The sequence below is a fragment of the Janthinobacterium sp. PC23-8 genome (assembly GCF_002250505.1).
Lineage (GTDB): Bacteria > Pseudomonadota > Gammaproteobacteria > Burkholderiales > Burkholderiaceae_D > Janthinobacterium.
The window spans coordinates 591266-614126 of the sequence record NZ_NJGY01000004.1 but is presented as its reverse complement, the minus strand read 5'-3'; the positions used below and the strand labels follow the sequence as shown (position 1 = coordinate 614126).

The 22861-nt window shown below is 62.5% G+C and carries 21 protein-coding genes and 1 pseudogene; 8 read left to right on the top strand and 14 right to left on the bottom strand.

Annotated elements, in window-relative coordinates:
• Position 1: 1 nt before the first annotated feature.
• Positions 2–766 carry a DeoR/GlpR family DNA-binding transcription regulator gene (locus tag CD932_RS26265; protein ID WP_094445801.1) on the bottom strand — a complete coding sequence of 255 codons (765 nt, stop codon included), beginning with the start codon at positions 764–766 and terminating at the stop codon, positions 2–4.
• 85 nt (positions 767–851) lie between these two features.
• Between CD932_RS26265 and CD932_RS29585 the strand changes: the two are divergent.
• Positions 852–1418 (top strand): annotated as a pseudogene (locus CD932_RS29585) (NUDIX domain-containing protein); the annotation flags it as partial.
• A gap of 421 nt (positions 1419–1839) precedes the next feature.
• Here the strand turns inward: CD932_RS29585 and CD932_RS26255 are convergent.
• From CD932_RS26255 to CD932_RS26225, 7 genes are all read right to left on the bottom strand, one after another.
• Positions 1840–2811: an ABC transporter permease gene (locus CD932_RS26255; RefSeq protein ID WP_094445799.1), complete on the bottom strand. Its 972-nt coding sequence runs from the start codon at positions 2809–2811 to the stop codon at positions 1840–1842.
• Positions 2812–2815: 4 nt separating this feature from the next.
• Entirely contained in the window at positions 2816–3895 is a 1080-nt protein-coding gene (locus CD932_RS26250; protein ID WP_094445798.1) for an ABC transporter permease, read from the bottom strand.
• Positions 3892–5421: an ABC transporter ATP-binding protein gene (locus CD932_RS26245; protein WP_094445797.1), complete on the bottom strand. Its 1530-nt coding sequence runs from the start codon at positions 5419–5421 to the stop codon at positions 3892–3894. The genes CD932_RS26250 and CD932_RS26245 overlap by 4 nt, the downstream gene beginning before the upstream one ends.
• 80 nt (positions 5422–5501) lie before the next feature.
• Positions 5502–6497, bottom strand: a complete 996-nt coding sequence (locus tag CD932_RS26240) for a BMP family protein (RefSeq protein WP_094445796.1) — start codon at positions 6495–6497, stop codon at positions 5502–5504.
• A gap of 285 nt (positions 6498–6782) precedes the next feature.
• Positions 6783–7685 carry a LysR family transcriptional regulator gene (locus CD932_RS26235; RefSeq protein WP_094445795.1) on the bottom strand — a complete coding sequence of 301 codons (903 nt, stop codon included), beginning with the start codon at positions 7683–7685 and terminating at the stop codon, positions 6783–6785.
• An 81-nt stretch (positions 7686–7766) separates the two neighbouring features.
• Positions 7767–8696, bottom strand: coding sequence for a pseudouridine-5'-phosphate glycosidase (locus CD932_RS26230; protein WP_094445794.1), 930 nt, complete (start codon positions 8694–8696; stop codon positions 7767–7769).
• Positions 8697–8708: 12 nt separating this feature from the next.
• Positions 8709–9842, bottom strand: coding sequence for a carbohydrate kinase (locus CD932_RS26225; RefSeq protein WP_094445793.1), 1134 nt, complete (start codon positions 9840–9842; stop codon positions 8709–8711).
• A gap of 302 nt (positions 9843–10144) precedes the next feature.
• Here CD932_RS26225 and xapA point away from each other — a divergent pair, with 302 nt between their 5' ends.
• The 5 genes from xapA to CD932_RS26200 all read left to right on the top strand — a co-directional run bounded on the left by xapA (position 10145) and on the right by CD932_RS26200 (position 15275).
• The gene (gene xapA / locus CD932_RS26220; RefSeq protein ID WP_094445792.1) at positions 10145–10984 is read left to right on the top strand and encodes a xanthosine phosphorylase; all 840 of its coding nucleotides are present in this window, start codon (positions 10145–10147) and stop codon (positions 10982–10984) included.
• Between the two features lie 101 nt (positions 10985–11085).
• Positions 11086–12279, top strand: coding sequence for a phosphopentomutase (locus CD932_RS26215; RefSeq protein WP_094445791.1), 1194 nt, complete (start codon positions 11086–11088; stop codon positions 12277–12279).
• A gap of 30 nt (positions 12280–12309) precedes the next feature.
• The gene (gene deoA, locus CD932_RS26210) at positions 12310–13632 is read left to right on the top strand and encodes a thymidine phosphorylase (protein WP_094445790.1); all 1323 of its coding nucleotides are present in this window, start codon (positions 12310–12312) and stop codon (positions 13630–13632) included.
• 16 nt (positions 13633–13648) lie between these two features.
• Complete coding sequence (locus CD932_RS26205; protein ID WP_094445789.1) at positions 13649–14056, top strand: cytidine deaminase; 408 nt, start codon at positions 13649–13651, stop codon at positions 14054–14056.
• A gap of 7 nt (positions 14057–14063) precedes the next feature.
• The gene (locus CD932_RS26200; protein ID WP_094445788.1) at positions 14064–15275 is read left to right on the top strand and encodes a nucleoside deaminase; all 1212 of its coding nucleotides are present in this window, start codon (positions 14064–14066) and stop codon (positions 15273–15275) included.
• An 11-nt stretch (positions 15276–15286) separates the two neighbouring features.
• On the opposite strand, the gene CD932_RS26195 is transcribed toward CD932_RS26200, so the two are convergent.
• The 4 genes from CD932_RS26195 to CD932_RS26180 all read right to left on the bottom strand — a co-directional run bounded on the left by CD932_RS26195 (position 15287) and on the right by CD932_RS26180 (position 17932).
• A complete protein-coding gene (locus CD932_RS26195; protein ID WP_217907373.1) occupies positions 15287–16447 on the bottom strand; it encodes a dipeptidase in 1161 nt (386 codons plus the stop codon).
• A gap of 11 nt (positions 16448–16458) precedes the next feature.
• On the bottom strand, positions 16459–16881 hold the full coding sequence (locus CD932_RS26190) for a VOC family protein (RefSeq protein WP_094445786.1): 423 nt from the start codon (positions 16879–16881) through the stop codon (positions 16459–16461).
• Between the two features lie 139 nt (positions 16882–17020).
• Positions 17021–17287 (bottom strand): hypothetical protein, encoded by a 267-nt coding sequence (locus CD932_RS26185; RefSeq protein WP_254926771.1) that lies wholly within the window; start codon positions 17285–17287, stop codon positions 17021–17023.
• Positions 17288–17434: 147 nt separating this feature from the next.
• Positions 17435–17932 carry a hypothetical protein gene (locus CD932_RS26180; protein WP_094445785.1) on the bottom strand — a complete coding sequence of 166 codons (498 nt, stop codon included), beginning with the start codon at positions 17930–17932 and terminating at the stop codon, positions 17435–17437.
• A gap of 227 nt (positions 17933–18159) precedes the next feature.
• Here CD932_RS26180 and CD932_RS26175 point away from each other — a divergent pair, with 227 nt between their 5' ends.
• The gene (locus CD932_RS26175; RefSeq protein ID WP_094445888.1) at positions 18160–19113 is read left to right on the top strand and encodes a choice-of-anchor A family protein; all 954 of its coding nucleotides are present in this window, start codon (positions 18160–18162) and stop codon (positions 19111–19113) included.
• A 29-nt stretch (positions 19114–19142) separates the two neighbouring features.
• Here CD932_RS26175 and CD932_RS26170 read toward each other — a convergent pair whose 3' ends face one another.
• Together CD932_RS26170 and CD932_RS26165 are read right to left on the bottom strand one after the other, a co-directional pair.
• Positions 19143–19829 carry a TetR/AcrR family transcriptional regulator gene (locus tag CD932_RS26170; RefSeq protein ID WP_094445784.1) on the bottom strand — a complete coding sequence of 229 codons (687 nt, stop codon included), beginning with the start codon at positions 19827–19829 and terminating at the stop codon, positions 19143–19145.
• Positions 19830–19839: 10 nt separating this feature from the next.
• Positions 19840–21300, bottom strand: coding sequence for a PLP-dependent aminotransferase family protein (locus tag CD932_RS26165; RefSeq protein WP_094445887.1), 1461 nt, complete (start codon positions 21298–21300; stop codon positions 19840–19842).
• Between the two features lie 232 nt (positions 21301–21532).
• On the opposite strand from CD932_RS26165, the gene CD932_RS26160 reads away from it, so the two are divergent.
• A complete protein-coding gene (locus CD932_RS26160; RefSeq protein WP_254926770.1) occupies positions 21533–22861 on the top strand; it encodes an aspartate aminotransferase family protein in 1329 nt (442 codons plus the stop codon).

Genomic DNA, 22861 nt, shown 5'->3' with positions numbered 1-22861 from the left:
TTCAAGCGAGCGTGATGGCGATGCCCATCTCGCGATAGGGCGCCACCAGCGCCTCGTCCGTGTCGCGCAGCACCACGATATCGCTGATTTCGCTTAATGGCGCGATCTGGAACGGCGACGAAGTGTGGAGCTTTTCCGGCGAGGCCAGCACCACTGTGCGCGCGGCCGCCTCGCTCAAGGCGCGCTTGACGCCGGCTTCCTCGTAGTCGCCGGTGGTAATGCCGGCCTGCGGATGCAGGCTCGATACCCCCATGAAATACAGGTCGGCGCGGATGCGGGCTATCGCTGCCACGGTGGCGGCGCCGACGTTGACGATGGAATGCCTGAATAGTCGTCCTCCCAGCATCACCACCTCGATGCCAGGATGGCTGACCAGTTCCACCGCAATCGACGGGCTGTGCGTCACCATCGTGGCGCGCAGCTCGCGCGGCAGCTGGCGCACCAGTTGCAAACACGTGGTGCCGCCATCGACAAAGACCACTTGCCCCGGCTGTATCATGGCGCCGGCCGCGCGGCCGATGGCCGGCTTGGCGTCCGGTGACAGTTGCTCGCGGCTGGCGTAAGGCGCCAGCGCTGGCGAGGCGGGCAGCGTCGGTATGGCGCCGCCATGCACGCGCTGCAATAATCCCTCCTTGGCCAGTTCGCGCAGGTCGCGCCGTAGCGTGTCTTCCGACAATCCCAGCATCTCGCTGACGGTTTTGGCCACGATCTGGCCGTCGCGTTGCAGCAGGTCCAGCAGATACTGTTTGCGTTGATGAGTCAGCATTTTTCTTGAGTTTTCTCGAAATTCCTTATCGTTGCACGAGTTTGCATGATAAAGTCGGCCTACGCAAGACCCACAAGGAGACCTTATGCATGAACGCGTTCGTATCCAGAATGTGACGACCCTGTCGCACAGCTGGTATCTGTTACAGAAAACCACCTTCGATTATCTGCGCCGCGACGGCCAGTGGCAGACGCAGACGCGCGAAACCTATGACCGTGGCGATGGCGCCACCATTTTGCTCTACAACCTGCAGCAGCGCACGGTGATCCTGGTGCGCCAGTTCCGTTTTCCCACCTATCGCGAAGGCCATGACGGCTTTTTGATCGAGGCGGCGGCTGGCTTGCTGGAACAGGCCAGCCCGGAACAGCGCATCCGCGCCGAAGTCGAGGAAGAAACCGGCTACCGGGTCGGCGAGGTGCACAAGGTATTCGACGCCTTCATGAGCCCCGGTTCCGTCACCGAGCGATTGCATTTCTTTGCCGCCCAGTATCAGCCATCGAGCCGCCTGAACGACGGCGGCGGCCTGGCCCAGGAAGGCGAAGATATTGAAGTGCTGGAACTGCCTTTGGCAGAGGCCATGCGGATGGTGGCCGACGGGCGCATCTGCGACGGCAAGACCATCATGCTGCTCCAATACGCGCAGTTGCACCTGATGCCGGCGAAAAAAAGCCTGCAGATCCTGGTCGCTGGCCCTTACCGTTCGGGCACGGGCGACGATCCGGTCAAGATGGCGGCCAATGTGGCGGCCATGGAAGCGCAGTGCATGCCGCTGTACGCGGCCGGCCATATGCCGGTGCTGGGAGAATGGCTGGCCCTGCCGATGCTGGCGCTGGCCGGTTCGCGGCAAGTGGGGGACGCCGTGTACGAGGAACTGTTCCATACGCATTGCGAACGATTGCTCGCGCATTGCGATGCGGTGCTGCGCCTCAAAGGCGATTCCTCCGGCGCCGACCGCATGGTGGCGGTGGCACGTAGCCTGGGACTGCCGATCTATTTTTCGCTGGAAGAAATTCCCGCAGTGTAAAAAAAAGCGAAGCCCGCAGGCTTCGCTTTTTTTTGACGCCAACTGAAGCTCAGCGCGATTTGACGAACGGAATGCCGATCGCTTTTGGCGCCACCGACTTGGCCATCAGGCCGGCCAGCACGATCACCGTCACCACGTACGGCACCATCTGGATCAGCGAGCCCGGAATGCGGCCCACCACCGGCAGGTCGACGCCTTCGATCTGGATCTGGATCGCGCCGAAGAAGCCGAACATCAGGCAGCCGAGGAAGGTGTAGACGGGGCGCCAGTTGCCGAACACCATGGCGGTCAGCGCCAGGTAGCCGGCGCCGGCCGACATATCGCGCAGGAAAAAACCGCTTTGCACGATGGCCAGATACGCACCCGAAAACGAGCACAAAATGCCGGCCACCAGCATGGCCATATAGCGCGTCGCTTCCACGCTCACGCCTGCCGAGTCGGCCGCATGCGGGTTTTCGCCGCAGGCGCGCAGGCGCAGGCCGAAGCGCGTGTGATACAGCAGCCAGTGCACCAGCGGGATCAAGAGGAAGGCAACGTAGACGAGGATGGAATGGCCGCCGATCAAATGGGCATAGACCCAGCCGATAAAGGGGATGTTTTCCACGTACTGGGTGCCGGGCAATACCACGTCGAACAGGCGCGCGGCGCCCAGGTCGGGCGTGCGGCCGCCTTGCTGGAAGAAAAACTGCGCCAAGACAAAAGTAAGTCCGCTCATGGCGATATTGATGGCCATGCCGGCCACCAACTGGTTGCCCTTTTGCGTGATGCTCACATACGCCTGCAGCAGGGCCAGCGCGACGCACACCAGCATGCCGGCGGCCATGCCGTAATACGGGTTTTGCGTGGTGTAGGCAACGGCGGCGGAGGCAAAGGCGCTGGCCAGGATCTTGCCTTCCAGGCCGATATCGATCATGCCGCTGCGTTCGGCGAACAGGCCGGCCATGGCGGCAAAGATCAGCACCGGCGCGTTGCGCACGGTCGAGACCAGGATGCTGGCGAAATGAAAGTCGTCGAGTGTCATGGGGTTAGCCTTTGGTGCGCTTGAGCAGGGCGGAAATGGCCGGTGCGTAGAAGTTTTCCATCGCGCCGCAGAACAGGATGATCAGGCCCTGGATAAAGATGAAGGTCTCGGTCGGAATATTCGGTTTTTCCAGCGACAGGTCAAAGCCGCCCTGTATCAGCGCGCCGAACAGCACCGACGACAGGAAGATGCCGACCGGATGCTGGCGGCCCATCAGCGCGATCGCGATGCCGATAAAGCCGGCGCCGCCAACAAAATTGAGCGACAGGTAATGGGTCGAACCCATGATGGAGTTGACGGACCCCAGGCCCGCCAGCGCGCCGGAGATCAGCATGACGATAATGATCATCTTGCTGATCGACACGCCCGCATAGTGGGCCGCATGTTTGTTCAGGCCCGTGGCGCGCAGCTTGAAGCCCCACGACGAGCGCCATACCATCACGCCATAGATGGCCAGCGCGATGATGGCCAGAATAAAGCTGATATTGAGCGGCGTGTCGCCGAGGGCCGGGAACCAGGTCGACAGGCGCGGCATTTCGCCGCTTTGCGCAAACACGCGGCTGGCCGTGTTCTGTTCGCCTGCCGGGATCAGGTATTTCACGATCACGAAGTTCATCAGGCTGGCGGCGATGAAGTTGAACATGATGGTGGTGACCACGATATGGCTGCCGCGCTTGGCTTGCAGATAGCCGGGCAAGAAGCCCCACAGCGCGCCGAACAGGGCGGCGCCGAGCATGGCGGCCGGGATCAAGAGCCAGGCGGGCAGGGTCTGGTCGAAAGCCAGCATGGCCACCGTCAGGCCCAGGCCGCCGATATACATCTGGCCTTCGCTGCCGATATTGAACAGCCCGGCCTGCATCGCCACCGACACGGATAGCCCCGTGAAGATGAAGGTACTGGCATAGAACAGCGTGTAGCTCAGGCCTTCCGGATTGAGGATGGCGCTGTTGACGAGGATGGCCAGCGATTCGCCCGGGTCTTCGCCAAGCAGATAGATGACCAAGGCTGCGACCAGCAAGGCCGACAGCAGGTTTAACAGGGGCATGACAAAGGCTGTCGCCCAGCGTGGCAAGTCGTTATTCATGATTTGTGCATTCCCCCCATCAGCAGGCCGATGCGGGTGGTATCGAATTCTTCAATGTTCAGTTCGCCGGTGATGCGTCCGCCGCACATGACCAGAATGCGGTCGGCCAGCGCCCGCACTTCTTCCAGTTCGACCGACACCAGCAGGATCGCCACGCCCGCATCGCGCAGGGCCAGCAATTGCGTATGGATGCTTTCGATGGTGCCGATATCGACGCCGCGCGTCGGCTGCCCGACCAGCATCAGTTTCGGCCTGGCCAGCACTTCGCGCGCGATCACCACCTTCTGCTGGTTGCCGCCGGACAAGAGGCCAATGCGCAGGTCCGGGTTGGCCGGACGCACGTCAAACGTCTTGAGCAGTTCCGCGCAACGCGCGCCGATGGCCTTGAAGTTGAACAGGCCCCAGCGGTTTTTCAGGTGATCCTGGTAGCCGAGGATGGTGTTCTGCATCACCGAGAAATTTTTCACCACGCCATCGCGCAAGCGGTCTTCCGGGATATGGGCAATGCCCAGATCGCGAAATACCCGCGGCAGGCCGTCGGCGTCATGGCGCTTGCCGAACGGCAGGTCCGTACCCTGAAAGCGCAGCTTGCCCGAAGTCGGCAAGCGCATGCCCGACAGAATTTCCAGCAGCTCGCTCTGGCCATTGCCCGATACCCCGGCAATGGCGACGATCTCGCCGGCGCGCAAGGTAAAGCCGATATCGGCCAGCAGTTTGACCTGCTGCGCGTCGGCCAGCTGCAAGCCGTCCACTTCCAGGACGGTCGCGCCCGGCTTGTAGGGCGCGCGCGGCAAATGGCTCTGGATCGGGCGGCCCACCATCATGTTGGCCAGTTCTTCCTTCGAGGTACCGGCTGTCGCCACCGCGCCGACCACCGTGCCGCCGCGCATGACGGTGACGTTGTCGGTGATTTCCAAAATCTCTTGCAGCTTGTGCGTGATCAGGATGATGGTCTTGCCCTGCTCCTTGAACAGGCGCAGGATCTCGAACAGCGAGGCCGTTTCCTGGGCCGTCAGCACGGCCGTCGGCTCGTCGAGGATCAGGATATTGGCGCTGCGGTAAATCTGCTTGAGAATTTCCACGCGCTGCTGGGCGCCGACCGACAAGTCTTCGATTTTCGCCAGCGGGTCGACGTCGAGGCGGTAGCGCTTGCAGATCTCGCGCAGCGTCGCTTCGGCTTCGGCGCGGTGGCCCGCCAGGCGGAAACCGCCTTCCGTGCCCAGCATGATATTGTCGAGCACCGTGAAATTTTCGACCAGCATGAAGTGCTGGTGCACCATGCCGATGCCCAGTGCTATCGCTTCCTGGCTGTTGCGGATCGCTTGCACTTTTCCGTCGAGCAGGGTTTCTCCGCCGTCGGCACGGTAATACCCGTACAGGATGCTCATCAAGGTCGATTTTCCGGCGCCGTTTTCGCCCACCAGGCCGTGGATGCTGCCCTTGGCGATGGAGAAACTGACGTCGGTGTTCGCCTTCACATGTCCAAAATGCTTGGAGATGCTGCGAAATTCTACTGCTGGCTGCATAGGCTCATAACTCGATAGTTTCATGGAAACGCGCCGCGCGGAGATCAACCCCGGCGGCGCGTTCAGCGATGCGTACTAAATTAAACCGGGCAGCTGCTGCCGACGCGGTAATCGATCACTTTGATCTTGCCATCGATAATGTCCTTGCGCACACCCAGCACGCGCTTTTCGATGTCCGGCGTGATCAGCTTGCGGTTGTTGGCGTCAAGCGCCCAATCGACGCCGCCTTCTTTCAGGCCTTTATAGCTGACGCCGCCTTTCCAGGTGCCGTTTTTCACTTGCATGAAGCTGTCATACACGGTGTTGTCGACGCGCTTGACCATCGAGGTCAGCATGGTGCCCGGGTACAGATGATTCTGATTCGAATCGACGCCGATGGCCAGCTTGCCTTTTTCCTTGGCCATCTGCAAAGTCCCCATGCCGCTGCCGCCGGCCACCGCGAACACCACGTCGACGCCGCGCTCGAATTGCGAGCGGGCCAGTTCGCCGCCCTTGGCCGGGTCATTCCAGGCGCTCGAGGTGGTGCCGACCATGTTTTGCGTCAGTTCCGCTTTCGGATTGACGGACTTGATGCCTTGCGCAAAGCCGCAGGCAAAGTTGCGGATCAGGGGAATATCGATGCCGCCAATAAAGCCGATTTTCTTGCTCGTGCTGGCCATGGCTGCCGCCACGCCCACCAGATAGGAGCCTTCTTCTTCCTTGAACACCACCGAGTTGACGTTGGCGCCAGCGGCCTGGCCGTCGATCAGCACGAATTTCACGTTGGGAAATTCCTTGGCGACCTTTTGTACGGCTTGCGTCTGAGCAAAACCGATGGCGGCGATCATGTCGAGTTTCTTGCGGGCCAGGCCACGCATGACTTGCTCGGCTTGCGTATCGCTGGACGCCTGCACTTCGATAAAGGAGATGCCGGTGTCTTTCTTGAAACGCTCGGCGCCTTCGAAGGCGGACTGGTTGAACGACTTGTCGAACTTGCCGCCCGCGTCATACACGACACCCAATTTTGGGTTTGCCGCGGACGCTTGGGCAGCCAGAAAAGCGGCTGCGATCGTCAAACTAAATTGTGTAAGTTTCATGAATTGGCTCCTGGAAGATCGATATTGTATATTTTTTATAGGGCAAACAGAAAATTTGGAGCCGATTTAGCCTGTCAGGCCTGCATAATTCGATGGTTCCTTATCAACATTGCACCGGATCGCAGAAGAATATTGCTGTCGCCGCCGGTGTTGCCGTCGGCCGTGTGATGCACATGCAACAGTTCGCTTTGGACCTTCGATCCACTATGCATCATGGTCGATATGTATGGCAAATACGTTTTTGTTTAGGGATTTATATGTATCGAATATAAATCAAGCGCGCCATCAGGCTGCCGGCGGGTTGATGATATTGAGAAAGGCGCGTACCACCGGCGCATCGTCGAGCGTGGTGTAACTGATATACAGATTGGCCGACGGCGGATTGGTCTTGATCGGCAGGAACACCACGCCGGGCCAGCCGATGCGGCTGGTCGTTTCCGGCACCAGGGTCACGCCCAGCCCCACGCCGACCATGGCCAGCAGGGTTTGCGGTTCGTTGGCTTCCTGGAAAATCATCGGCTCGAAGCCGGCATGGACGCAGCATTGCACCAGGTAGCGGGGAAAGGCCGACTTGTCGAGTGCCAGGCTCAGCATCGGTTCGTCGGCGATATCGGTCAGTTCGATCGATGCGTGCCTGGCCAGCCGGTGGTGTTCGTTGACAGCGACGCAGACATTTTCACGGAAGCACAGTTCCTGGCGCAGATTGTCGTGGCGCAGGTCGTCGTCGTTGAGCCGGGGTTCGCGCCAGAAGCCCACATCGATCTGCTTGCTGCGCAGCGCTTCATATTGCACCGTCGGCCCCAGTTCATGGATGGTCCAGGTGACGCGGGGAAATTTGGACTGGAATTGTTCCAGCAGGCTGGGAATCGGTCCCCACATGGCCGAGCCGACGATGCCGACCCGCAAGCGGCCCACTTCGCCCCGGTCGATCTGGCGGATGGTGTCGATGGTCATGCGCATCTTGCCCAGCAAGTCGGCCGCCTCGTGCATCAGCGCCTTGCCCGCCACGGTCAGCTCGAAGGTGCGCGTGGTGCGCGCAAACAGGCGCACGCCCAGTTCGTTTTCCAGTTTCATGATCTGCTGGCTCAAGGGCGGCTGCGAGATATGCAGGCGCTCGGCCGCGCGGCTGAAGCTTTTCTCCTCGGCGACGGCGAGAAAATACTTTAACTGTTTCAGATCGATGGACATGCTTTCCTTGCCGTGCGTGGTGCCTGGAGGGAACAACGCGCGGGCCAGAGCGCGCCCGCGCGTTTCTTTACAGCAGTCCTATTATCGTGCCGCAAGCCCCTGCATGGCAATGGCGAGCTGGGCGCCGACCTGGGCGTTGTGCTTGACCAGCGCGATATTGGTCGCCAGGCTGCGCCCGTCCGTCAGTTGCTTGATGCGGGAAAGCAAAAATGGCGTGACCTGCTTGCCCTTCACGCCGCCCGCGTCCGCTTCCTGCAGGGCTTGGGTGGTGATCGCGGCTATCTCTTCCTGCGGCATGGCTTGTTCGGCCGGTACCGGATTGCTGACCACCACGCCGCCTTTCAAGCCCAGCTGCCATTTGGTGGCAATAAATGCCGCCTGCTCGGTGGCGCTGTCGAGGCGGAAATCGGCCTTGAAGCCGCTTTCGCGCGTATAGAAGGCGGGGAAACCTTCCTGGCCCACGCTGATCACCGGCACGCCATGGGTTTCCAGGTATTCCAGGGTCAGGCCGATATCGAGGATCGATTTCACGCCGGCACAGACGACGGCCACCGACGTTTGCGCCAGTTCCTGCAGGTCGGCCGAAATATCGAAGCTGGTTTCCGCGCCGCGGTGCACGCCGCCGATGCCGCCGGTGACGAACACGGCAATGCCGGCCAGTTCGGCGCAGATCATGGTGGCGGCCACCGTGGTGGCGCCCAGTTTCTTTTGCGACAGCACGAACGGCAGGTCGCGGCGGCTGACCTTCATGGCGTCGGGCGAGGTGGCCAGCAGTTCGAGCTGCTCGGGCGACAGGCCGATGCAGATCCGGCCGTCGATAATGGCGATGGTGGCCGGCACGGCGCCGCCGTCACGGATGATCTGTTCCACTTCGCGCGCCATTTCCACGTTTTGCGGGTAGGGCATGCCGTGCGAAATGATGGTCGATTCCAGCGCCACGATGGCCTTGCCGGCGGCGCGCGCGTCCAGCACTTCTTGCGAGAACAACAGGGAAGGGTGCGGTTGGGTCATGAGTTTATCCTGTCAGGAAAGAGGGGATGGAGCATCTTCAACATCGCTGAGGACGCTGGCGGAAATCAATGGTGACACGGTGGCGCTCGACGCCAGCGTCATGGCGGCGAGCTTGAGGCCGCGCCGACAGGCGAGCGCCAGATTATCGTTGTCGTGGTACAGCGACCAGCAGACGGCGGCGGAAAAGGCGTCGCCGGCGCCGGTCACGTCGACCGTCTCGACGGCCAGCGCTGGCAGGTGGACCATGGCCGCGTGCGGCCCTGCGCCCTCGGTGAACAGCACGCCGTTTGCGCCCAGCGTGACGAGTAACTGGCGCACGCCCTGGCGCAGCACCTCGCGGCAGGCCTCACGCAAGGCGTCGTCGGTCGGCAGGGCGCGCGCCACGCGCGTTTCCAGTTCGCCGCGGTTCAGTATCAGCAGCCGCAAGCCCGTCAGGTCGTGCGGCAAATGCGCCATCTTCGGTTGCGATACGGCCACGATCACCAGCGGCGCAGAGTTGGCCTCGGCCGTCCTCGCTTCGTCCAGCAGAAAGGCCACGCTCTCGATACCAAGGTTCAGGTCGCAGACGGTCAGCGCCGCCTGCGCGCGCTGTGGCTGGCGGCTGTGCAGAAAGGCCGGCGTCAGCTGTTCGTACAGCTGCATGTCGGCCATCGCCAGCAGCATTTCGCCATGTTCGTCGAGCACCGCCGTGTAGGTGCCGCTGCCGGTGTTGCTAAGATGCAAGCTGCCGCGCAGGTCGATACCGGCGTTTTCCGCATGGGTTTGCAGGGCGTGGCCGGCCGCGTCGTCGCCCAGAGCGCTCAAGAGCGCCACCGGCAAGCCCAGGCGGGCCAGGTTTTCCGCGATATTGCGGCCGACGCCGCCAAACACTTCGGTCGAACGCACGGGGTTCGAGGTGCCCATCTGCAAGGCCGCCAGGGTGCGCATCTTGCGGTCCAGGTTGGCGGCGCCGATGCACAGCACGGGGCGGCTGTCGGGCAGCACATAGGCGCGGCCCAGCAGACGCCGTTCACGGATCAGTCCGGCGATATGGCCAGCCACGGCCGAGCGCGACAAGCCCAGTTCGCTCGCCAGTTCCTGTTGCGAAATGAAAGGATTGCTGCGTATCAGCGCGTACAGCTGGTCTTTTTTGGAGAGGTCGGTCACGGCAGGCCTGGTTTGGACAATTGTTTGTGAGGTTAAACTTTTGTCGAGTGGCTGTCAATCGGCATCGCTGACATGGCAAGGCCGGCTGCTTTATAATGCCGGCCATTTATATATCTTTTGTATAAATGTGCAAGAAAAATGGTATTTGCCATACATATTGCGCTTGATGCATAGTGGCGCCTGATAGCACCCAAGCGCATTCGATAGTCCTGCACAGACCGCCCGTATCACGCGCGCTGCAGGCTGCACACAAAAGATCCAACACCGATCCGCATACCAACTCATCAACCACGAGGACCCTCATGTCGAACAACGCCCCTTTCCACGCCGCCGAAATCATCCGTGCCCGCGCCCCTGAACATTTCAAGCCGCGCGTGGCGATGATTCTCGGTTCCGGCCTGGGCGTGTTGGCCGAACAGATGACCGACGCCGTCAGCATCAGCTTTGACGAATTGCCGGGTTTCCCGATCAGCACCGTGCATGGCCATGCGGGAGAACTGGTGGTCGGCACCCTGTCGGGCGTGGCGGTGGTGTGCATGAAAGGCCGCGGCCATTTCTATGAGGGCTATGGCATGGGCGTGATGACCAGCGCCATCCGCACCTTGAAACTGCTGGGCTGCGAAATGCTGTTCGTCACCAATGCCGCCGGTTCCCTGCGTCCCGAAGTGGACGCCGGCAGCCTGGTGGCCATTACCGATCATATCAATCTGTTGCCGGGCACGCCGATGGTCGGCCCGAACGACGACCGTTTCGGCCCGCGCTTTTTCAGCATGGCCAATGCCTATGACGCCACACTGCGCCAGCAAGTCAAGGAGTCCGCCGCCGCCAACGGCATCACGCTGCACGAAGGTGTGTTCGTGGCCTACCCTGGGCCGAACTTCGAGACGGCCGCCGAGATCCGCATGATGGCCCGCCTGGGCGCCGACACGGTCGGCATGTCGGTGGTGCCGGAAGTGGTGTCGGCCCGCCATTGCGACCTGAAAGTGGTGGGCGTGTCGGTGATTACCAACCTGGCCGAAGGCATGTCGCCGTTCGCACTGTCGCACGAGCAGACGCTGAAATACGCGGCCATCGGCGCGAAAGACCTGGTCAAGCTGATTCTGGCGTTTTTGGCCAACGTCGCTGCGACACCCCAAGCTTGAGCATCGTCCCCGCCGCGCGCCAGGCGTGTATTGAGCCTTGCGCGGCGAGGCCGGACGATCCGGCCTACACTATCGGCATTACCTCTACAGCGAGCCTTATCATGTCACGCGCATTTATCCTCCTGCTCGATTCCTTCGGCCTTGGCGCGACGCCAGACGCCGCCAAGTACGGCGACGCAGGCGCCAACACCTTTGGCCATATCGCCAGCACTGTCGCCAACAGCGGCAAGACCTTGACCCTGCCGAACATGGAGCGCCTGGGCCTGGGCGCCGCCGCCCACCTCGCCAGCGGCGAATGGGCCACCGGCTTCGACCAGCGCGACGGCTTTACGGGCGCCTATGGCGCCGCGCGCGAACGTTCCACCGGCAAGGACACGCAAAGCGGCCACTGGGAAATCGCCGGCGTGCCGGTCGAATTCGACTGGGGATATTTCCCCCGCACCACGCCGTCCTTCCCGCAAGACCTGACCGACAAATTGAAGGCCATGTCGGGCGTGCCCGGTTTCCTTGGCGACTGCCACGCTTCGGGCACCGACATCATCAACAAGCATGGCGACGAACATGTCGCCACCGGCAAGCTGATCATCTACACTTCGGGCGACTCGGTGATGCAGATCGCCGCGCACGAAGCATCGTTCGGCCTGGAGCGCCTGTACGAAGTGTGCGAAATGGCCTTCAAGCTGGTCGAACCCTACAATATCGGCCGCGTGATCGCGCGCCCCTTCACGGGCAGCAACGGCCAGTACACGCGCACCAGCAACCGCCACGACTACGCTGTCGCGCCGCCCGCACCGACCCTGCTCGATCATGTGAAAAACGCCGGCGGCGAAGTCGTCGGCCTGGGCAAGATCAGCGACATTTTCGCCACCCAAGGCATCTCGCGCGTGGTGAAAGGCGTCGACAATATGGCGCTGTTCGAAGCGCTGTTGAAAACCGCCGACGAAGTCGGGGACAAGTCGCTCACCTTCGTCAATTTCGTCGACTTTGACCAGGCCTACGGCCACCGCCGCAATACCGAAGGCTACGCCGACGCGCTGCGCGAAATGGACGCGCGCCTGCCGGAATTCATGGCGAAACTAAAACAAGGCGACCTGGTGGTGATCACCGCCGACCATGGCTGCGACCCAACCTGGCACGGCTCGGACCACACGCGCGAACATATTCCGATGATCTTCTTCGGCCCTGGCGTGGCGCCGCGCGCGCTCGGTATTTCCGAAAGCTTCTCCGATATCGGCCAGACGCTGGCCCATCATCTGGGCGTCGCGCCGCTGGCCAATGGCGTCAATGTACTGTAAGCACGTCTTCATTCTCGGATTGGAGTTTCAATGTTCTTAACCCAGGAAATCATCCGCAAGAAGCGCGACAAGGGCGTGCTGAGCGCCGAGGAGATCGCGTTTTTCGTGCGCGGCATTACCGATGGCAGCGTCAGCGAAGGCCAGATCGCCGCGCTGGGCATGGCGGTGTTTTTCAATGACATGAACATGGACGAGCGCGTGGCGTTCACCCTGGCCATGCGCGACTCGGGCCAGGTGCTGGACTGGCGCTCGCTGAACCTGCCCGGCCCCGTGCTCGACAAGCATTCGACGGGCGGCGTGGGCGACGTGGTCTCCTTGCTGCTGGGGCCGATGATCGCCGCGTGCGGCGGCTATGTGCCGATGATCTCGGGCCGCGGCCTGGGCCATACGGGCGGCACGCTGGACAAATTCGACGCCATACCCGGCTACTGCACCGTGCCGGACAATGAACTGTTCCGCAAGGTGGTGCAGGAAGTTGGCGTGGCCATTATCGGCCAGACGGCGCAGCTGGCGCCGGCCGACAAGCGTTTCTACAGCATCCGCGACGTTACCGCCACGGTTGAATCGGTGGCCATGATTACCGGCTCGATCCTGTCGAAAAAACTGTCGGCCGGGCTCGACGCGCTGGTAATGGACGTGAAAGTGGGCAGCGGCGCCTTTATGCCGACCTACGACAAGTCGGTGGAACTGGCCGAGAGCATCGTCGCCGTCGGCAATGGCGCCGGCATGCAGACCTCGGCCCTGTTGACCGACATGAACGAATCGCTGGCGCCGTACGCCGGCAATGCGCTTGAAGTGCGCGGCGCCATCGATTACCTGACGGGGCGTTCGCGCCCGGCGCGCTTGCATGAAGTGACGCTGGCGCTGTGCGCCGAAATGCTGGTGCTGGGCGGCCTGGCCGCCAGCGAAGCAGAAGCGCGCGTCCAGCTCGAAGCGGTGCTCGCCTCGGGCGCGGCAGCCGAGCGTTTTTCGCGCATGGTGTCGGCCCTGGGCGGCCCGGCGGATTTGATCGAGAACCCGGACCAGCACCTGGAGCGTGCGCCGTTCGTGGTGCCGGCGCCAGCGCTGGCCGCCGGTTTTGCCCATGTGCGCGACTGCCGCGCCATCGGTCTTGCCGTGGTGTCGCTGGGCGGTGGCCGCCGCCGTCCGAGCGACGCGATCGACTTTGCCGTCGGCCTGACGGATCTGGTGGGCCTGGGCGAACAGGTCGCCGTCGGTCAGCCTCTGGCGATAGTGCATGCGCGCACGCAAGCGGCGGCGCAGCAGGCCGTGAAGGAAATCCAGGCGGCGTATGAGATCAGTGCGGTGGCCCTGACGGCCAGGCCGGTGATTTATCGTACGATACGTCCGTAACAATCATGGGGAAATAATGAACAACGAAGAACTGATCGCCGAAGCCAACGCCGGCCGTGAACTGGCCTATGCGCCTTACTCGCGCTTCAAGGTGGGCGCGGCGCTGCTGTGCAAGGATGGCCGCGTATTTCGTGGCTGTAATGTGGAAAACGCCGCTTACGGCCTGTGCAACTGCGCCGAGCGCACCGCGTTTTTCAGCGCCATCGCGGCTGGCTGCCAGCCGGGCGATTTTGAAAAGCTGGCCGTCACCGGCGACACGGCCCAGCCGATTTCGCCCTGCGGCGCCTGCCGCCAGGTGATGTTCGAGCTGGGCGGCGCCGACCTGCCGGTGCTGCTGACCAACCTGAACAACGACATCATGGAAGTGACGGCCGGCTGGCTGCTGCCCCATGGTTTTGGCAGCTCCGACCTGGATATGAAATAAGGTCAAGTTGAACAAGACCATCGATATCCAGGCCGCCGTGGCGATTGCCGCGGCCGAAGCGCTGGCGGCCAGGACCCAGGGCACCTTCGCTGTCGGCGGCGTGCTGCTCGACGGCTTTGGCAACGTGCTGCAATCGATGCACAACAATGTGGTGCAGGGCGGCCTGGTGGCGGACCCTACCGCGCATGGCGAGCGCCAGCTGGTCGACTGGTATTTTGCGCAAGTATCAGCAGGCGCCGTCCTGCCAGCGCCGCAGGAACTGACCCTCGTCACCTCGCTCGACCCCTGCTGCATGTGCACGGGCGCCATCCTGGCGGCCGGCTTCCATGTGGTGGTGGCCGCGCCCGATGGCAATGCCGGCATCAATTACGATAATCGCGCCAGTTTCACGGCCTTGCCGGCGCCGCTGCGCGCGCAGGCGGCCAGCCGCTTTTGCTATCCGGCCGTGCGCGGCGATACCGAGTATGCGCGCGCCGCCTCGGGCGCTCCACCAAAACCTTTTTTTATCGGCAAGAGCATCCACGAGGCGACGCAGGCGCTGTGCACGCTGGTGTTCGAATCGATGGTCGCACAGGTGATGCGGCTGCTGCACGCCGGCGATGCCGGTCCGCTGTGCGATCCGGCCAGCTTGCCGCCCGATCACGCCGTGGTGGTCGCGCTGCGCCAGCGTTATCGCGCAGCCTTGAGCTACCGCTGTACGCCGCATGCGCCCGACGCGGGACTGGCACCGTTTTTGCAAGCGGCCATGGAGCAGGACAGGCGCGACGGCGGCGCGGGCGAGGCAGCGGCCCTGCTCGATTCCTTTGGCAACTTGCTGCTGTGCCTGCCGGGTCGGCAGTCGCAGTCGCTGATACGCACGCCGTTCATGGAATGCACGCGCCAGTATGCGCAGCTGCGCCATGAATTGATGGCAGGAAAAGACAGTGCGCAGCAGGAAGACATCAAGCGCTACCTGGGCCACCCCAAGCACGGCACTTTCGTGCTGTCCGGCGGACTTGATGACGGTGCGGCCAGCTTCATGACCCTGGGCGCGTATGGCTCGACCATGGAAGGGGCGCTGCCCGAAAACAATCCGGCGCAGTTCCAGTATGTGCGCGCAGCAATGCCTGAGGCTGATTTGCTGGCGCTGTGCCAGGCGCTGCCGCCGCTGTACAGCAAGCTGATCAAAATCGAGCCGCGCCAGGTGGCGGACCAGGCGCTGATCGCGGCGCTCTCCTGAGCGTCGCTCAGTCAGGCATCATCATCGGGCAGGTTTTTCAGCAAAAAGTCGCGCACGTTTTCACCGGCGATGCGGCGTATCTGCGCCGGCGACAGGCCCGCGTCCAGCAGCGCCTGGGTCAAGCGCTGCAGGCCGGCCGCGTCGATGGCGGTGGTGACGGCGCCATCGAAGTCCGAGCCGTAGGCCACATGTGCCACGCCCATTACCGCCACCGCATGCACGATGGCGCGCGCGATGGCCTTGACGTCCTTGCCGCAGACGGCCGTGTTCCAGAAACCGATGCCCACCAGCCCGCCTTGCGCGGCGATGCGTGTCAGTTGCGCGTCGCTGAGATTGCGGCCATTGGCGCAAGTGCCGCGCACGCCCGTATGCGACACCATCACCGGGCGTTGCGCCAGCGTCAGCACGTCCTCGATGGTGGCGCCGGACGCGTGGGCCAGGTCGACGATCATCTTGCGCTGTTCCATGGCGCGCAGCCAGTCGCGTCCCAGCGGCGTCAGGCCGCCCTTGACCATGCCGTGCTGCGAGCCGGACCATTCGGTGTCAAAAAAATGCGTCGGCGCGGCCATGCGGTAGCCGGCGCGGTACAAGCTATCAAGATTGCCGAGTTGGCCTTCGAGCGCATGCGCGCCTTCCAGGGTCAGCCAGCCGGCCATCAGGCGCGGGTCCTGCTCGCGCGCGGCAATAAAAGCGCGCAGCTGGGCGCGGCTGCCGATCACGCGCATGGTGCCGTGGCTGGCATCGGCCAGCTGGCGCAGCTCCTTGGCCTGGTACAGTGCGCGTGCCAACAGGCTGTGCCAGGTGGCCGGCGGCAGGCCCTGCGCCATCACCAGCGCGGTGATATTGTCGCTGTCGCCGTCGTTATGCTCGATATTCATCTTGCGCGGCGTTTTAGTGACGACGGAAAATGCCTGCAGCGCCACATTGGCTTGCGCCAGACGCGGGAAGTCCAGATGGCCGCGCCCGCCCGCCTGGTTCAGGTCGCGCTGCCACAGCAGGCTGTCCGCATGCAGGTCGGCAATCCACAGGCTGCGGTGCAAGGTGAGCGCCTGCTTTGATGGCGCCGGGGCGGTGACGGGGTAGATCTGGTTGATGTTCTTGTCGACCAGTGCGGGGGTGGCCAGGAAGCCGCCGAGCAGGACCAGGCCGGTGGCGGCGATGCTGATGATCATGGTGCTCCGTTTTACCATGGGTCGTACGTGCCCAGGCTCCAGATGTGGCCTTCGGGATCGCGGCAGGTAAAGCCGCGCCCGCCGTATTCTTCATCCTTGATGTCGAGCACGATCTCGGCGCCGGCCTCGACCGCGCGCCGGTAGACGCTGTCGGCGTTCTCGACCACCAGATAGCAGCTTTGCGTATTGGCGCCGTCGAGCTCGCGAGGCTGGCGCATCAGGCGACCGTATTCGCTGTCGGTGACGGAGCCCAGCATGATCATGCCGTTGCCGAAGCTGAGCTGCGCATGGGCGATGCCGCCGTCGTTGTCGGGGACGACCAGTTGTTTTTCAAACCCCAGCGCCTGGCACAGCCAGGCAATCGCGGCCGGCGCGTCGTGGTAGCGCAGGCAGGCAATGGTAGTGGCCCTGGTGGCCTTTGCGGTGCTGCTCATGGGAACACTCCTGTAACGGGGATGGAGTAGCTTCGATCATCGATGGCGCGCTGCGTTCCATGCCGCGCGGTCCATCTCACTATAGGCTACCCTTGCTACCCCGGCAAGAATGATTCCCTTGCATGGTTACCGGCAGGCACTATTGCGGCGGTTGTTGCGCTGCTGTTTTTTTATCCCAGCCGAAGCCGCCGCTGTTGCTGGCCCATTTGACCAGCAGGAAGATCAGGAACAGGGTCAGTACCAGCGGCAGGATGGTGATGAACAGGGCCAGGCCGATGGCGCAGGCCAGCAGCATGGGCCAGGACATGGCGCCCAGCGCGTCCATGCCCTGGCGCGCCAGGCCGGACAAGCCTTGCCAGAAGCTGTCGAAACTTGCATTGCCCGCTGCCGAATTGATGTCTTTCATGCTGTTTCTCCTGTCGTTGTCGAGTGCCGGCGGCCATCTGCTGGCCTGGCGATGAAGCACTATAGCCAGCGCCTTGCCGGCAGGCATCAAGCCTGCGACGGATTGCAGAATCGCCGGCATGAACGACGGCAGGACAGGATAAAACGTCTACTCGAACACCTTCAGCTTCAGCTGGAAGCTCAGCGCGCCATACAGGCGGTCCTTGTAGGACGGCACGATGGCGAGATTGATGCCGACGCGCTGGTATTCATAGCTGACGGTGGGAATCAGGGCCGGGAACCAGCCGCCGTCGCGCATCTTCGGATAGCCGTTGAAGCCGCCGATCACGGCGCCCACGCGCAGCGGCCCGACATGCAAGGGCTGGTAATACACGCCGAGGTAGTTCGAATAGGCGCGGTCGCTATTGTAGAAGCGTCCCGCCGTGGCCGACGCCACCGTGGAAAAACGGTATTCGGCACCGAGGCCCGGATTGCTGTCGTTCAGGTTCTTGTCACGCTGAAAATGGTAGGAATAAAAGCCCGCGTTGAGCCAGGTTTCGCTCAGTGGCCGGTTCTCGATCAGGCCCGCGGTCTGGGCTTGCGCCGCCGGCGCCAGTGCCAGCAATGCTGCGCAGGCTGCCTGGCGCAGCGATGGTAACTGTTTCATGCCTGTCCTCTGTCTGTAGTGAGCGCGCCATGCTATCACTGGACTATTGTTCTTTGGGAATTTCGTTGCGGGCAGGGGCTGTTGGCCTGCTTGTGCCGCATAGCTCGATAGTTGCATTTTGGAAAATAATTGTTATTTATTTAGTACAGATAATCTATTTTTGAGACAAGTCAAAAGACGTAAATATGATATCCTCTAGGTAAGTTAATGTTAATTTTGGAAATAAAATGAAAACCTTGTCGAAAGTGCCAGCGTTGCTGATACTGTCCACTGCAATGGCAGCGGGCGCCGCCCAGGCCGATGTGCTTGACCTGTCCGGCCTGGTCGGCAAGGCGAATCTTTATTCCCTCAGCAATATCTCGGTCGGCAACAACAGCATCGCCGGCGGTATCGTCGCAAACGGCAATGTATCGGGTAGCTCGTATAATGTCGGCACTGGCGCCTATGGCAATTATTCGGTGATCTCCAGCGGCAATTTCTCGTATTCCAATGGGAGCTTGGCTGGCGGCTATTACGCCGCCACCACCAATATCGCGGCCAACACCAACCTGTCCCACACGCCGGCCTCGGCGGCGCCAGCGATGTCGTTTGCCACCACATCGAGCAATGTGACCAAGACATCGAGCGCCATTTCCACCTTGTCGGCCACCGGCAGCGCTCAGGTACTCGACAAGTATTCGCCGAATCAGGTGACGCTGACCAGCGGTGCCGGCGGCGCCAAGTCAGTGGAAGTGTTCAACATGACTTCCAGCGCGTTTGCATCGATCAACAACCTGCAGTCCACGCTCGACAGCAGCGTGACCAAGACCCTGATCTTCAACCTGACCGGTAATGCCAATTGGGGCAACATGAGCATGAATGCCTTGAATGGCTACAACGTGCTGTTCAACTTTGTCGATGCCACCAGCGTCAATTTCAGCGGCATCGAAGTGTTGGGCAGCGTGCTGGCGCCGAATGCGGTGATCGGCGGAGGCGGTGGCAAAATCCTCGGTACCGTGGTGGCCGGTGGCTGGAACGCCGACCTGACCCTGAATAACAAGGCGTTTGCCGCCACCGATGTGGCCGGTTTTGCGGCCGCCGTCTCGCCGGTGCCGGAACCAGGCACCTGGGCCATGCTGCTGGCCGGCCTGGGCCTGGTCGGTTTCGTCGCGCGCCGCCGCAAGAACAAGGCCGCAGCGTAAGCTTGCGCCACCTGCTTTGCAAACCGTCTTCAGGGCGGTTTTTTTTCGCCCGTCAAATCCGGCACGGCCACGACCGCCAGCACCATCCGCGTGATCAGCTGTTCGGCTTCGTCGAAGTCGCGGCGCAGCAGCTGCTTGCGATCGAGCACCAGCGCCATCTGCGCCGAAAAATCGGCATACGACTGCGTCATGGCCCAGATGGTAAACATCAGGTGGGTGGCGTTGACCGGCGCGATCCTGCCGGCGGCGATCCATTGCTCGAACACGGCGATATCCTTGCGCAGCAGCGGCACCACTCTGTCGCGTATCTGCCCGCCGTACAGCGGCGCGCCATTGATCACCTCGAGCGCATACACGCGCGAGGCCCACGGCTGCTCGCGCGAAAAGCGCAGCTTGGCGCTGATATAGGCGCGCAGCACGTCGCCCGGTTCGTCGTCGGGATGGGCCAGCAGGTCCATGCGCGCCAGCCAGTCGTCGAGCACATCGTCGAGCACGCGCTGGTACAACTGCTGCTTGCTGGGGAAGTAGTACATCAGGTTCTGCTTCGACAGCCCGGCCCGTTCGGCAATGGTGGCGATCGACGCGCCCTCGTAGCCGCTTTCGGCGAATACGCGCACGGCTTGGAGCAGGATGTCGCTCTCGAGGCGGTCGCGGTTTTGCAGACGCCGTCCGCTGGCGCTTTTCAGCTGCGGGGCAGGGGATTTGTCGCTGGCCATGGGCGTGCCTTTAGCGTGGGCGTATCGATTGCAGGAATGCCTGCAGCACCGGGTGATCGGTGTAGGCGACGTTAAAACGGAACCACACGGTGCTGGGCGCGCGCAACATGAAAAATTCATTCGGCGACAGCAAAATGCCGGCCTTCAAGGCCTGCTCGGCCACCAGCTTGCCGTTCCACTGCGGCGTTTGCACGTCGGGCCAGCCGGCGCTGACGAACATGCCGCCGCGCGGACGCGCCACCGGTGCCAGGCCGGCCTGCGCCAGGCAGTCGATGCTGCGCTCGCGCCCCGCATCGAGCTGCGCCACCAGGCGCTCGATCATGCGTTTGTAGGGCCGCGCCGAGACCGCGTGCAGCACGGCGCGCTCATTGATTTCCGAGGTTGTCAGGCCGGCCAGCATTTTTACGCGCACCAGTTCGGCCACCAGCGAGGGCGAGGCGCAGATCGAGCCCACGCGCAGCACCGGCGACAGGGTCTTGGAAAAGCTGCCGACGCGGATCACGCGCCGCAAGCCGTCCATGGCCGCCAGCGACGCTTCGCCGCGCGCGGCCAGTTCGCGGTAGATATCGTCTTCCACCAGCCAGAAATCGAACTGTTCGGCCAGCGCCAGCAGCCGGTGCGTCTGCGCCTGGCTCAATGAGGTGCCGAGCGGGTTTTGCAGCACCGTATTGACGAACATGATCTTCGGCTGGGTGCGCGCCGCTTCCAGGGCCAGCGCATCGAGGTCCAGCCCCGCTTCGCCGCGTGCAATGCCGACCGGGATGCAGCCGTGGTGGCGTATCAGCGAGTGCAGATTGCTGTAGCCGGGCTCTTCCACCAGCACCGTATCACCCGGCTTGGTCAGGCTGCGCAGGATCAGGTCAAAAGCATGGGTGGCGCCGTGGGTGAGCAATACCTGGTCCGGCTCGACCTGGAACAGCTCGTCGGACAAGCTGCCAGCCAGGTGCTGGCGCAGCGAGGCAAAACCAAGTGGATGGCCATAGCCGCGCAGGCGGCTGGCGGGGATGCGCATGGCCTGGCGCACGGCGTCGAGGATGGTCGCTTCGCCATACATTTCCGGCGGCAGCCAGCCGGCGCCCACCGGCAGCGCCTCCGACACGCCCGAATACAGGTCGGGCGTCAGTGCGTCGATGGCGCTGGGGGTGGCGCTGGCATGGGCTGGCGTCTGCGGCGAGCCGGCCACGTCGTGGCGGGCGACAAAATAGCCGGAGCCGCGCCGCGACGACAGCAAGCCCAGGTTGACCAGCCGGTCATACGACTCGACCACCGTGAAGGTCGACACGCCATTGCATTTGGCAAACTGGCGCACCGAGGGCATGCGCGTGCCGATGCGCAGCGCGCGGCTGCCCACCATCACGCTGATGGCGGTCACGATCTGCTCGACCAGGCCGCCTTTCTTGTGGCGGCCGATTTCCAGCACGGGCCAGCCGCTGCCCGCTTCCGGTGCGGTTTCCGGCACGGTTTCCTGCACCTCGTCCGCGTCTTCGCTTGCTTTGTGCTTCACGGTGGCTCCTTATGCTGCCTGCACAAAAACTGTAGTGGTTTCATGACCTGTACGGTTGGGGTTTTTTGCCGTTTGTGTATCTGTGCTTATCGGTGATGGCCTGCCTATTATTACATCAGCTTTTTGCCAACCGGTAAATTATTTTACGCGCCGTCAAAAACAATGTTTGGCGGCATGTCAGCATTCCTGGGAGAAATTCATGAGCGAATTCAGTCATACAGCAAGGCCGGCATCGATGTCGGCATTCTGGATGCCCTTTACCAATAACCGCGACTTCAAGGCCAATCCGCGCCTGCTGGTGTCGGCCGAAGGCATGTATTACAAGGACGTCGACGGCAACAGCATTCTCGACGGCACGGCCGGCCTGTGGTGCGTGCCCTGCGGCCATGCGCAACCGAAGATTGTCGGCGCCATCCGCGACATGGTGGGCCAGCTCGACTTCGCGCCCACCTTCCAGATGGGCCATCCGGCCGCCTTTGAACTGGCTGAAAAACTGATGGATTACACGGGCCATAAATTCGGCCATGTGTTCTATACCAACTCCGGTTCCGAAGCGGTGGACACGGCCCTGAAAATCGCACTGGCCTACCACAAGGCGCGCGGCGAGGGCGGTCGCACGCGGTTGATCGGCCGCGAACGCGGTTATCACGGCGTGGGCTTTGGCGGCATATCGGTGGGCGGCATCGCCGGCAACCGCAAGACCTTCGGCCCCATGCTGCCCGGCGTCGATCATTTGCCGCACACGCACAACCTGGAAAAAAACGCCTACACCAAAGGCGAACCCGAATACGGCACCCACCTGGCTGATGAACTCGAACGCATCGTCGCCCTGCATGACGCCTCCACCATTGCCGCCGTCATCGTCGAACCGGTGGCCGGCTCCACCGGCGTGCTGATCCCGCCCAAGGGCTACTTGAAACGCTTGCGCGAACTGTGCACCAAACACGGCATCCTGTTGATTTTCGACGAAGTGATCACCGGCTTTGGCCGCATGACGACGCCATTTGCCGCCGACTATTTCGACGTCGAACCGGACCTGATGACCACCGCCAAAGGTCTCACCAACGGCATGGTGCCGATGGGCGCCGTGTTCAGCAAACAGCATATCCACGACGCCTTCATGGACGCGCCGCCCGGCATTGAACTGTTCCACGGCTACACCTATTCCGGCCACCCGCTGGCCTGCGCCGCCTCGCTGGCGACCTTGCAGGTGTTCGAGGAACAGGACATCCTCGGTCACGCAAAAAGCATGCAGGCTTACTGGCAGGATGCGGTCCATTCCCTGAAAGGCCTGCCGCACGTGATCGACCTGCGCAGCATCGGCCTGATCGCCGGCATCGAACTTGACGCCATCGCCGGCAAACCCGGCGCGCGCGCCTTTAGCGCCTTCAAGCAGGCGTTTGCCGACGGCGTCCTGATCCGCACCACCGGCGACATTATCGCCCTGTCGCCGCCGCTGGTGCTGGAAAAGCAGCATATCGACGAGCTGTTCGGCAAGCTGGCCACCGTACTCAAAAATCTCGACTAG

Bases quoted from the DNA above. Each gene is read 5' to 3' on its own strand.
- xapA (WP_094445792.1), top strand. From the start codon at position 10,145: ATGTCGAACAACGCCCCTTTCCACGCCGCCGAAATCATCCGTGCCCGC.
- CD932_RS26265 (WP_094445801.1), bottom strand. From the start codon at position 766: ATGCTGACTCATCAACGCAAACAGTATCTGCTGGACCTGCTGCAACGC.
- CD932_RS26180 (WP_094445785.1), bottom strand. From the start codon at position 17,932: ATGAAACAGTTACCATCGCTGCGCCAGGCAGCCTGCGCAGCATTGCTG.
- deoA (WP_094445790.1), top strand. From the start codon at position 12,310: ATGTTCTTAACCCAGGAAATCATCCGCAAGAAGCGCGACAAGGGCGTG.
- CD932_RS26160 (WP_254926770.1), top strand. From the start codon at position 21,533: ATGAGCGAATTCAGTCATACAGCAAGGCCGGCATCGATGTCGGCATTC.
- CD932_RS26195 (WP_217907373.1), bottom strand. From the start codon at position 16,447: ATGATCATCAGCATCGCCGCCACCGGCCTGGTCCTGCTCGGCGGCTTC.
- CD932_RS26175 (WP_094445888.1), top strand. From the start codon at position 18,160: ATGAAAACCTTGTCGAAAGTGCCAGCGTTGCTGATACTGTCCACTGCA.
- CD932_RS26245 (WP_094445797.1), bottom strand. From the start codon at position 5,421: ATGCAGCCAGCAGTAGAATTTCGCAGCATCTCCAAGCATTTTGGACAT.
- CD932_RS26235 (WP_094445795.1), bottom strand. From the start codon at position 7,685: ATGTCCATCGATCTGAAACAGTTAAAGTATTTTCTCGCCGTCGCCGAG.
- CD932_RS26240 (WP_094445796.1), bottom strand. From the start codon at position 6,497: ATGAAACTTACACAATTTAGTTTGACGATCGCAGCCGCTTTTCTGGCT.
- CD932_RS26215 (WP_094445791.1), top strand. From the start codon at position 11,086: ATGTCACGCGCATTTATCCTCCTGCTCGATTCCTTCGGCCTTGGCGCG.
- CD932_RS26190 (WP_094445786.1), bottom strand. From the start codon at position 16,881: ATGAGCAGCACCGCAAAGGCCACCAGGGCCACTACCATTGCCTGCCTG.
- CD932_RS26205 (WP_094445789.1), top strand. From the start codon at position 13,649: ATGAACAACGAAGAACTGATCGCCGAAGCCAACGCCGGCCGTGAACTG.
- CD932_RS26230 (WP_094445794.1), bottom strand. From the start codon at position 8,696: ATGACCCAACCGCACCCTTCCCTGTTGTTCTCGCAAGAAGTGCTGGAC.
- CD932_RS26255 (WP_094445799.1), bottom strand. From the start codon at position 2,811: ATGACACTCGACGACTTTCATTTCGCCAGCATCCTGGTCTCGACCGTG.
- CD932_RS26185 (WP_254926771.1), bottom strand. From the start codon at position 17,287: ATGAAAGACATCAATTCGGCAGCGGGCAATGCAAGTTTCGACAGCTTC.
- CD932_RS26170 (WP_094445784.1), bottom strand. From the start codon at position 19,829: ATGGCCAGCGACAAATCCCCTGCCCCGCAGCTGAAAAGCGCCAGCGGA.
- CD932_RS26250 (WP_094445798.1), bottom strand. From the start codon at position 3,895: ATGAATAACGACTTGCCACGCTGGGCGACAGCCTTTGTCATGCCCCTG.